This is a genomic window from Pseudomonas aegrilactucae (assembly GCF_019168305.1).
Lineage (GTDB): Bacteria > Pseudomonadota > Gammaproteobacteria > Pseudomonadales > Pseudomonadaceae > Aquipseudomonas > Aquipseudomonas aegrilactucae.
Genome location: NZ_JAHTBI010000124.1, coordinates 1 through 10,294, shown reverse-complemented (window position 1 = coordinate 10,294; position 10,294 = coordinate 1). Strand labels below are relative to the sequence as shown.

The window sequence follows — 10,294 nt, the reverse complement described above, 5'->3', positions numbered from 1 at the left end:
CGGCTTTGTGCACCTTGATTTTTTTTTGACAGGCTGCTAAACCCGGTCACTGGATTTACAGCGACTGCGCAAGGTTAACGGGGGGTTGGGGTGGGGGGATTCAAGTTTCTGGCTGTGGGCAGGATGAGGCGTTGCCGGTTGAGTGTTGATACACGCACTTTAACGACCTGGCTTGCTTTTGAATTCAATGGCTTAGAGGCGCACAGAGTGGCCTGTGCTGGAGGCTGACCAATACGTTGCTGCCTGTTGCGGCAGCTAGAGATTCTGGTTGTATGCGGCCTTTGGTGGAAGGCCGCTTACGACCCCAAGCTGCCCTTCGCGGAGGGCGGTTTACGGCCAGAAGCAGACCGTGGGCACGTTGCTACACTCCCTGATGTAGCCAATAGCCAAAAGCTGCACTTTTGCCTGCCCATTAGCTTAATCGTTAGCCCACTTTCGAAACACAGGGAGTAATTGGATGCATAGTTACCCGAGATGTGTCGAGTTTGCTTGCCCTTTAGCTCTTATAATTCTTCTCGCCGCAGGGAATGCTATAGGTGCAGAGTTCGGAAGCTGCAATGGGGCGATACGTGCAGAATGGTTGGAAGATGGGCGAAACATGAAGTTATTAGAAGACTACGTTTACACGGACGCACATTTGAAAGACTGGCTTGCTCCGAAAGGGTCTGTAGTCGATGGCGCTTCGATCCCTCAAGCTTTGTGGTCGTTTATTGGGGGGCCGTTTGTGGGGCTGTATCGAAAAGCCTCTGTCACTCACGATGTTGAGTGTGAAAGGAAGGCCCAAAACTGGAGGGCCGTCCACAAAATGTTTTACGAGGCCATGAGGTGCTCTGGCGTAAGTGCCCAGAGGGCAAAAATTATGTATACGGCGGTGTATCAGTGTGGGCCGCGTTGGGGCACTGATCTTGGAGTTCGGCTTTTTCCATGTCGAGAGCAGAAAATGAGATCGTTCGTCCGGCGATGGAAAAGTTTGATCTACGATAAGCCCGATATTGAACTGTCCGAACTAGAAATGCTTGATAGCAGCAGCCTTGTAGAGCACACAAAGGATCCAGTAGAAGCTCTTTTTAAAGCTATTGGAGGGCTTGCGACTATCGATGAGCTTGGCGATGAGATTTGGATTTCGATTCTGGTCGATACCAATGTTGTTTCAGACAACCGCGTTACCGAAATTACCAACAAAGTGAGCGCTACGCTTGGAAATATTCCAGGTATATCAATCACTATTGAGGGGCACGCAGACAGTACGGGTTCGGCAGAAATAAACTTAGCGCTTTCTCAGCGTCGTGCAGATGCTACTGCAAAGAAACTTATTGCCAAGGGCTTTGATCCATCCGCTATATCCGCCAGGGGATACGGAGAGCACCGCCCGGTAGCTGATAACTCTACTGGTGAGGGTAGAGCCCTAGATAGACGAATTGACATCATCATTCGCGAAGAGCTTTAGTCGTATATTTGACTTTTCTGTACGGAGCAGCGAGGGCTAACAAATTCAGGCCTGCCATCTTTTCTGAAAAAAGCAGCCTAGAAGACGCCATAACGGCACTGCGTGCTCATTTAGTACTTTCCAGTCCGGCGGCACATCTGCTCTTGGCCGATTGCTTCCCTTCACCACCGGCAGCTTTGGGTCGATAGCGGCCTTCGCTACTGGCTGCTTCCGACCCATAGTAGCCACTTGCATAGAGTGATAGGAGCCATCCACTCCATGCTCAGGACATGTCTGCAATTTCGCCGCAAACCACATTGATGCGGCGAGAGCAAGTCAGGTCAGTTTTCATACCGTAGCGTGAAGGCGAAGTTACGCGGCTCGCCGTAATAGTTGCCCAGGTTCGAGTTATAGATGGCGGAATAATAATGCTTGTCAAACACGTTGTTTAGGTTCAGTTGTGCGCTCAGATTCTTGTTAATCTGGTAGTTAGCGTTCAGATCGACCAGGCTGTATGCACCTTGCTCCACACTGCCCAGATAGACCTTGCTCTGATGATAGAGGCTGCCACCGACGCGCCAATTGTCCAACTCGCCGGGCAAACGGTAATTGGTAGAAAGTTTGAATAACCGGCGCGGAGAAGTTTCGGTGGCGTAGTCGGTACCTTTTCGGGTTCCGCCTACATATTCAGGGTGGCTGTAGGTGTAGCCGAGCACGGCGTTCCAACCGGGGAGAATCTCGCCAGAAGCCTCTACTTCAAAACCTCGGTTGCGTACCTTGCCACCCTCCTCGTAGCACGTTGAGCTTCGCCCTGGCCCGCAAATACGTTCTGCGCCAGCAACCGCCTGAGGCAAATGGCTTTGGTCAACCTGGAATACCGCCACTGACGTATTGAGTAGCCCATCGTAGAACTCGTTTTTAAGGCCGATTTCGTAGTTGCTTCCGGTGATCGGGTTGAGCAGTTTGTTGTTGACGTCGTAGTTGCTTTGAACCTGATAAATCTCGGTGTAGCTGGCGTAAACCGAGGTATTGTCAGTCAGGTCATACACGACGCCAGCATAGGGAATGACTTTTCCATTTTCCTTGAAACGGTCGTCATAGTCAGCAGACGCGTAATCAACCCAGCTGAAACGGCTGCCCAGGATCACATGCAGGTCGTCGCTGGGGTTCAACCGGGTGGCGGCATAAAGCCCTTTATCCTTGCGTACGTTGCGGTACTGGATTCGTTCATAGCTAGAGGTGGGCGCGACCACTTGTGTAGGGGCGAAATCAAGAATATCGACGACGCTTGGGTTGTTGTTGTAACGCGACTCGTTGATGAACCGGTCTTTGCGCGCGTTAGCGCCAAACACCAGTTCGTGGCGCTGGCCGAGCAGGTAGAAAGCGCCGTTCAGCGCGGCATCAAGGCTGATTTGTTCGTCGTCGTATTTTGTGTCGTTTGTGGACAGACGGAACTGGTCGTTACCAATGTTGTTGCCGTAGAGCCCGAGGAAATCGGCATTCGACCACATGAAGTTAGTGTTGACGGTCAGTTTCCAGTCATCGTTGAACGCATGCTTGATGTCAGCGAATACCGTGCGATTGATTTTATTCAGATGTGCCCAGCTTGGCGCAAAGGACGCCGAGCGCGACAGTGGGTAGAAGCTGCCATTGAGTTGGGTAGGCAAGCCGCCCCAATCATAACCGCCGTGATAATCCTTTTGAAACACGGCCCCCAGACTCACAGTCGTATCTTCGCTCAAGTCCGCTTCGCCAATGGCGTAGAACAGCTGGTTCTCTTTGTCTGCACGATCCACGAAACTATTGCCGGCATTGTATAGCAGTACGGTTCTACCACGCAGAGTGCCCTGGTCATTCAAGGGCCCGCTCACGTCGATCTGACTATGGTAATTATCCCAAGAGCCAGCGCCGATTTCTGCTATGAGCTTGTAGGTATCCGTTGGCCGTTTGCGCACCAGGTTGATGGCCGCCGAGGGGGTTCCCGCACCCTGCATCAGGCCGTTTGCGCCGCGCACAAACTCTACCCGGTCGTAGATGGCCATGTTGTTAACAGAGGTCACGTCCATCGAGTAGCTTTCGGAGATGCTGGTCGGCACCCCGTCGTATTGCAGGTCGTTGACCTGGAAGCCGCGGGAGAAATAGCGTGATCGTTCGGTACCGAAATCCTTGGTTGTGTTGATTCCCGTAGCAGCCCTGGCAACGTCTTCCAGGGACTGCATATTTTGATCGTCCATTTGCTGACGCGTTACGACGCTGACCGACTGCGGCGTTTCTCGCAGCGAGAGATTCATCCGCGTCGCTGTGTTGGTGCTACCTGTCGTGTACGACCCCGACTCCTCGGTGATTGCGCCCAGCCCTGAACCTTTCACGTTGGTCGCGTCCAGTTGCAATGAGCCCGATGGTGCAGCCGGCAGAAGCACATAGCTGTTGTTCCCATCTGCAACCGCCTGCAACCCAGACCCGCTCAGCAACACGGAAAAGCCCTGATCGATGCTATAGCGGCCGTTGATGCCCCGGCTCTGCCTGCCTTCGGTCAGCCCGTTGTCGAATGAAAGCACTACGCCTGCTTCGGTAGCAAAGCTGTTCAGTACAGTGGCAAGAGACCCGGCTTCAATAGCAAATTCCTGCTGATGCAGCGTACGAGCTGTTACCTCACCTTCAGCAGAGTGGACAAGTGCTGGAGTGGCCATCAACAACGATGCGCCAAATAGGGCAAGGCATAGCGCGCTTGGGGTGTTCAATGTGGCGGTGCAGAAGCCTGGAAGGGGATGCTGCATGCTTACTCCTGATGCGATTGTTGGCATTTTGTGAGGTGTCTGCATAAGGAGTCGCGCTGCCGATAAGAAAGTGACAACGCGTTTCGAAATTTTTCCTGGCCTGATTTTCAGGGCCATAAGTCGATTGCTCTCAGGCTATCATTTCACTATATTGAGATTAATTCTTATTCTCTGCTTGGCTTAGATATGCCGTCTGGCAACCCTATCGCGACCCTCTACAACGACCATCAACCCTGGCTCATCAACTGGCTGCGCAAACGCACCGGGTGTTCGCAGGCGGCGGCAGACTTCGCCCAGGACACCTTTGTTCGCGTGCTGCTTGCCGAGCGCCGTGAACCCCGGGCGGCCACGCTCAATGAGCCGAGGCATTTTCTGGTAACCATCGCCAAGCGGGTAATGATCGACAGTTTTCGCCGTCAGTCGGTGGAGCGTGCCTATCTCGAAGTGCTCGCCGCACAGCCCGAGTCGTTCGAGATTTCTGCCGAGGAACAGCTTTCCTTGCTCCAGACACTTCTGGAGCTGGATCGCATGCTTGACGGCCTGGGCGTGAAGGCGAAAACGGCGTTCCTAATGTCGCAAGTGCAAGGGCTGACCTACCCTCAAATCGCGGAACACCTAAAGGTGTCCGCCAGCTCAGTAACCAAATACATGGCCCGGGCCACCGAGCGCTGCCTCTTGTACCTCGTGGATAATCCGTGGTGACCACCGACGCCCAGCGCCAAGCACTTCGCCATGCTGCGCAGTGGTTCGCGCAGCTGTCCGCGAACCCTGACGACGCGGCGCTGCGCGCGCAGTGGCAACTCTGGCACTGCCGAAGCGCGGAGCATGAATGGGCATGGCAGCAGTTGACCGAATTGCAGGCCCGCCTTGGCAGCATGCCGCAGCAGTTGGCCTGGAAGGTCATGGAAAAGTCCACGCTGTGCGAAAGCGGCCCGAATCGCCGCACCCTTCTCAAAGGGCTGTTGCTGGGCGCCGGAGCGAGTTCATTGGCATGGCAGGGATATGACGTTGCGCCCAGATGGATGGCCGACCTTAGAACGCGCACCGGAGAACAGCGCCGAGAAGCTCTTGCCGACGGCACCCTGCTGGTATTGGATACCGATACCGCGCTGGATGTAATGTTCAATGCCAGCACGCGCTTGCTGATCCTTCGGGCTGGGGAGGTTCACGTAACCACCGGCAAGGATCCACGTCCGTTGCTGGTGCGCAGTGCACAGGGAGATCTGCGCGCATTGGGCACGCGTTTCGCCGTGCGCCAACTCGACGGACTGACACGTCTTAGCGTCTACCAGCATGCCGTTGCGGTACGTCCCGAGCAGGCTGAAGATGAGGTCGTGATCGAGCAAGGACAATCGGTGACGTTTGATCATCAGCGACTGTTTGCCACGCAGACTTTGAAAAAAGGCGCAGAGGCCTGGGCTCATGGGCGGCTGGTAGTGGAAGGCTGGAGGCTGGATACACTCATCAATGAGTTGCAGCGCTATTGCCCCGGCTATCTTGGCTGCGCGCCCGAGGTCAGCCACTTGCGGGTATCGGGCTCGTATTCGCTTGGTGATATCGAGCTGACATTGAACACTATCGCCCGTTCGTTACCCATCCGAATTCAGCAAATTACCCGTTACTGGACCCGCATCCTGCCGGTTTCATGATTTGCGACTTTCAAAGGCCGGTGCCTCAGACGATCATCGGCTCTTAGCGTCCGCTTTTTGGCCCCAGCACTTTTCCGTGAATGGCTGCTAAGGGTCGGAAGCGGCCGTCGGGCGTTTACGAAACCAGGAGCAACTCACCATCATCGGAAATAGCGTGCTGCTCGTCGCCTCAGATCGCACGCTCAAACGTCGATGATGGAGCTTAAAGAGCTCAGGGGGCCAGAACTCTGACGTACGCTTGGCACGCCCGCAGCGCAATCAATCCTTGGCCGCCGGCGTCGGTGATGGCGATAATTCGTTGAGCATGCGCTGGGGCGCATTGAGTAGTGCGGGCTACGCGAGTGACGCTGACCATGCCGTGGGCAGTTTCGGCGCGCAGCTGTGAATCAATGACTCTCGCCAAGCCAGGAGCACTTGCTTTTCAAGTATCCTGCTCAACGTGATCATCTACAAATAGGATGCGTGATGAAGTACTTCGCCATATTGTTGTCGACTGCAATTGCTCTCTCAGTAACATCGTTGGCGTCAGCCGCTGAACCATCGCTGCGTCTGCAACGCACTTCAGGTTTGTGGAAGGTTACTCCGTCCACCTCGCCGTTTTCTTGGGAAATATGCGTCGACCATGAGAAAGACAGGCTTATAGATGACGACCTGTGGAGTGACTTCGAACAGGAGTGCAAAATCGAATCTAAAAGCGGTAACGTCGATAGCTATAATTTCAAATCACGCTGCCCTGAAGCGATTATGGCCGGATCTTTCAAAGGCGACCTTGCGAAATCCTATGTGCTGACGGCCGATACGTCGTTTGAGCTAAATGGAAAAACTGAAAGACAACACACAGTGATTAATGGCAGCTTTCAGGGCGCGTGCCCGGCGGATATGGAGCCGGGTGTAAAAAAAATGCACGGAGGAATGAAGATTAATTCCCCATACTCTAATAGATGAAAGGTTTAAAGCGTCATCGCTTGACGGACCTCGAATGCAGCTACATCGCTTGCCACGTATAACGCTCAATTGTGGCTAAGGTCAGTGCCCTCGCGGCTTCCAGGCGTTGTATATATCCTTCGGGATGATCTTGAGCTCGCTTTCTTAAGCGTTGGTCTGTTGGGGTGACTCCATCGTAAGCGAGTCTTCAGACTTGGCTTTTGGCGCTCTGCGTTTTCGCGGCAGTGCTTGAGTTAAGAGTACTGAACCACTTTTACGGATCGGCAAGGCAGAAGTAGTTAAAAATTCTTGGAGCCAGCCTGCGTGCGACGCTTCGAGCTGGATAGTTAACTCAAGGAAGGAAATATGATTCGCTTATTGATTGCTACGTTTTGCCTAATGCTCCTCTCTGGTTGCACAACACGCGTCAGTTCTGATGTGCGCGAGCAAGTGTGGTATTCCGAAGGAGAGAGACCAGCCACCGCCCCTTGGCACGTCTATTTGGTATTTACTGACGACGGCCATTTCATCTATTGGCGCACCGTAGAAAAACCGGATGATGTACTCAAAAAAAATTGACTCCTACATGAAAGGCGCCGGTCTCGATGTTGGCAGCCCGGTGCCATACACACGAACTGAAAACGACATAAACGCGGTTTCGCGAACCCCGTTCCTAAGTAGAACGGGTGATACGGTCTACACTGATGTCCGCACCTTTAGAGGGCGCTTTGTCGGCGACGCTTTAGAAATAGATTTCGAAAGAATCACTGTCTGGCCTCCTCGTCCTACATTTTCTGAAGGCGTCAGACGATGGTCGTTGAAAAGACTTAGCTCCTTGAAAAATAAGTGAAAAGCCGAGTGTGATGGCGTCTCTTGTCGATAGAGCAGCAACCCTGTTGGATTGAACGAACATCCTAGAGTTACTAATAAGCGATGGGTAAGCTTCGCCTGCTCCAATGGCCTTTTAACTGTCCATTACCATTGGCCGCTTTTGGCCGATTGCTGCCATTTCCGGACCACGGCTCTGGGTCGAAAGCGGTACGTCGCTGCCTATAAACACCTACGACGTGATAGCTCACCGCGCAAGGTACAGATTGCCTTACCCGATACTATCTGCATCGCTGCGGCATGGAGGTACGCAGTCAATGCGCTCCTCACTCACTTGCCGGGATCTTGGCCTGACTCCAGTGCCGACGCGTCGAGCAGGCCCCGTGCCTTTCCAAACCACCACAGCGCCCCCGCGCCCAGCAACGTAGCCGACATAGCCAGCATCATAATCACCCCTTGCGTGCCCAACGGTGCAGCCAGCAATGCCACCAGCAAGCCGGCCAGGGGCTGCGATAGATTATTGAGCAAGGTAATCACGCCTACCGTCTTGCCAAAGTCCTGAGGCGCAATGACCCGCTGACGGATACTGCGCATATAGACGTTGAACATCTTGTCGAAGCCGACGATCAGCAGAAACCCCACCACGTAACCGATCAGATCTGGGCTCCAGGCGGTGATGAACGCGCCTGCGGGTTGCGGCCATGCCGTAGCTATCCCAGCTGTCCAGCTTCTGGACCTTGTGCGCAGCGACCAGCAGCAGGAAACGCGGGCTCTGCGCAGCATCCGGGTGGTTCGGGCAGGAGGCATTGAGCATCAACCAGGTGGCGTCCTCTATGCCCGAGCTGAAGCGCCAGCGACCGCTCACCCGAACGCCTTCGGCCTCGAATGACAACTGGCTGTCGGCGCTGCTGGAGGCTGAGGCGAACAGCTGTCGGGGGCCTTCGGCGTATAGCTGCGCTTGGCAGGCTGGAGGCAGGCGCCGAGCGATGCAGCTGTGGCCGCCCACCAGGGCCAGCATCCAGCCCGTGGAGGCACAGCCCATGGCTGCGATGCGCGCGCTTTGCACCAGTGTGGGCCAGTGCCCGCTGCTGGTGGCCGGGGCGCGGGGTGACAGCAGGTCCAGCCAGCCGCCAGCAAACAGCTCGGTGAACGTAGTGCTGTTCAAACGGCGGTTTTTCTCTGCCACGGTCGCTCGTTCGCGCCAGCCTGGCAGGTGCTGTCGGGCGCGTTGATATAGAGCGGGCAGGGCGGTCTGGTAAAACATTTGTTCAGAGGGATCAAACATTACCCGACCCTCCACCATCGTTCAGTGAGGACGAAATGGCGCCGAGGCGCGTGCCTTCAAAGCAGAAGTCTGCGGGTTGCACCACCGGGCCCAGCAGACCGAGGAAGTGCTCGATTTGCTTCGGGTCGTCGGAGGCGACGAATTCGCAGAAGTTACTGCTGCTCCAAAGCAGGTGAACATGATTGAAATGGGTCGACAGGGTGCTAACTAACTCCTCCAGGGTGACCTGGCCGTTTTGCATCTGTTCGAGCATCTGTTGGCGTTTCCAGCGGATTTCTTCTTCGCTGAAGTAGCGAGCCTTGAACACCTCGTCCTTGATACGCTCCCGACGCAGGTATTCCTGAGGGTCGGGGTGGTTGAGCTTCTCAAGAAAAAATGCCAGCCCCTCAGGTTTGAGAAATTGCTTGATATGAGGCAACGTCATCCGCACGCCGTTGCAGCGCTTGATAAGCCGTTGTGGTGCCGTCTAGCACAATGGCCGGCTTTGTAGGATATTTAGTGGCGTTATCTGCAATGACGTGATGGAGAAGCTGCATGGCTGAACATCCTTTCAGACATAACGTTGGCAGTTATTTTCGATTTGTTATGTGCACCTACATACAGTGGTCTTGCAGAGGAAACGTGAATCTGTTTGCCCCTGGATTCGTTGAGGGCGTTCTGATTCATTCAGGTCGGTACCCAAGGGCTTGGCTATCTCGGATAGGAAGGGCCATCTCGCTGTAGAGTGTCTGGCATTCAGGTGTCTATGCGTTGATGGTGTTTGGTGACACGGTCGATATTTACAGTGAGCAAAAACGCAGAGAGCTGTGTGCTTTCATCAGATCTAGAGTTTTTCGGGCGAAGAGGCACGGTTCTATTTTTTATAGAGGTGGTTGTTATTTGAAAGTGCCGGATGGCTACGTGATGAGGATATATTTCCATTTGGCGCGCTGGCCTGTCAAGGAGAGACAAGACTTGGGTGAAGGGTATTTTGTCACTATCCAGTGACGTACTTATGTTTGGAATGTTAATGGTCTTTTCAGTTGGAGGGTGTTGGTTGTTGCAGTGGTAGGAAGTTTCCTGTCGCGAAGGATTTTTTTTGATTCGGGTATTGAATTAAATGATTTAAGCAATTGCGAAATGTCTTGATTAGGGTGAACGGTAATATTTTCTATAATGACTGGGTCGGGACAGTTAACTCATCACGGATTGGGTCTGATCATTTCAAAAGGGCTCCGTGGTTATGGCGGTCAAGGTAACACGCCCAAGCTGCACATAGTCTCGATCACTGCAGGCCGCGTATATCCGCACCCGGATCTCATCGTCACCCACAGCAGGGGGCAGGGGGCAGGGGGGGCAGGGATATGGGTATGGAGGTGCCAATACGTTGCTGCCTGTTGCGGCAGCTAGGGATTCTCCGATCAAG

General features: G+C 54.1%; 7 protein-coding genes and 2 pseudogenes. 5 read left to right on the top strand and 4 right to left on the bottom strand.

The window, feature by feature from the left end; genetic code table 11:
* The first annotated feature begins 598 nt into the window (after positions 1-598).
* The gene (locus tag KUO17_RS25440) at positions 599-1,447 is read left to right on the top strand and encodes a DUF1353 domain-containing protein (RefSeq protein ID WP_255263796.1); all 849 of its coding nucleotides are present in this window, start codon (positions 599-601) and stop codon (positions 1,445-1,447) included.
* A gap of 320 nt (positions 1,448-1,767) precedes the next feature.
* Here KUO17_RS25440 and KUO17_RS25435 read toward each other — a convergent pair whose 3' ends face one another.
* Positions 1,768-4,203: a TonB-dependent siderophore receptor gene (locus KUO17_RS25435; RefSeq protein ID WP_255263795.1), complete on the bottom strand. Its 2,436-nt coding sequence runs from the start codon at positions 4,201-4,203 to the stop codon at positions 1,768-1,770.
* A gap of 186 nt (positions 4,204-4,389) precedes the next feature.
* On the opposite strand from KUO17_RS25435, the gene KUO17_RS25430 reads away from it, so the two are divergent.
* Together KUO17_RS25430 and KUO17_RS25425 are read left to right on the top strand one after the other, a co-directional pair.
* Positions 4,390-4,905: a sigma-70 family RNA polymerase sigma factor gene (locus KUO17_RS25430; protein WP_217978320.1), complete on the top strand. Its 516-nt coding sequence runs from the start codon at positions 4,390-4,392 to the stop codon at positions 4,903-4,905.
* On the top strand, positions 4,902-5,852 hold the full coding sequence (locus KUO17_RS25425) for a FecR domain-containing protein (protein ID WP_217978319.1): 951 nt from the start codon (positions 4,902-4,904) through the stop codon (positions 5,850-5,852). The genes KUO17_RS25430 and KUO17_RS25425 overlap by 4 nt, the downstream gene beginning before the upstream one ends.
* 211 nt (positions 5,853-6,063) lie before the next feature.
* Here KUO17_RS25425 and KUO17_RS26875 read toward each other — a convergent pair.
* Positions 6,064-6,168: pseudogene (locus tag KUO17_RS26875) on the bottom strand (lysis protein); the annotation flags it as partial.
* 149 nt (positions 6,169-6,317) lie between these two features.
* Between KUO17_RS26875 and KUO17_RS25420 the strand changes: the two are divergent.
* A complete protein-coding gene (locus KUO17_RS25420) occupies positions 6,318-6,797 on the top strand; it encodes a DUF3617 domain-containing protein (RefSeq protein ID WP_217978318.1) in 480 nt (159 codons plus the stop codon).
* 345 nt (positions 6,798-7,142) lie between these two features.
* A complete protein-coding gene (locus KUO17_RS25415; RefSeq protein WP_217978317.1) occupies positions 7,143-7,355 on the top strand; it encodes a hypothetical protein in 213 nt (70 codons plus the stop codon).
* Positions 7,356-7,934: 579 nt separating this feature from the next.
* Here KUO17_RS25415 and KUO17_RS27410 read toward each other — a convergent pair.
* Positions 7,935-8,291 (bottom strand): annotated as a pseudogene (locus KUO17_RS27410) (MFS transporter); the annotation flags it as partial.
* A 590-nt stretch (positions 8,292-8,881) separates the two neighbouring features.
* Complete coding sequence (locus KUO17_RS25405; RefSeq protein WP_255263794.1) at positions 8,882-9,313, bottom strand: hypothetical protein; 432 nt, start codon at positions 9,311-9,313, stop codon at positions 8,882-8,884.
* Between the last annotated feature and the right edge of the window lie 981 nt (positions 9,314-10,294).

Coding starts and splice junctions, on each gene's coding strand:
- KUO17_RS25440 (WP_255263796.1), top strand. CDS start 599: ATGAAGTTATTAGAAGACTACGTTTACACGGACGCACATTTGAAAGAC.
- KUO17_RS25435 (WP_255263795.1), bottom strand. CDS start 4,203: ATGCAGCATCCCCTTCCAGGCTTCTGCACCGCCACATTGAACACCCCA.
- KUO17_RS25430 (WP_217978320.1), top strand. CDS start 4,390: ATGCCGTCTGGCAACCCTATCGCGACCCTCTACAACGACCATCAACCC.
- KUO17_RS25420 (WP_217978318.1), top strand. CDS start 6,318: ATGAAGTACTTCGCCATATTGTTGTCGACTGCAATTGCTCTCTCAGTA.
- KUO17_RS25415 (WP_217978317.1), top strand. CDS start 7,143: ATGATTCGCTTATTGATTGCTACGTTTTGCCTAATGCTCCTCTCTGGT.
- KUO17_RS25405 (WP_255263794.1), bottom strand. CDS start 9,313: ATGACGTTGCCTCATATCAAGCAATTTCTCAAACCTGAGGGGCTGGCA.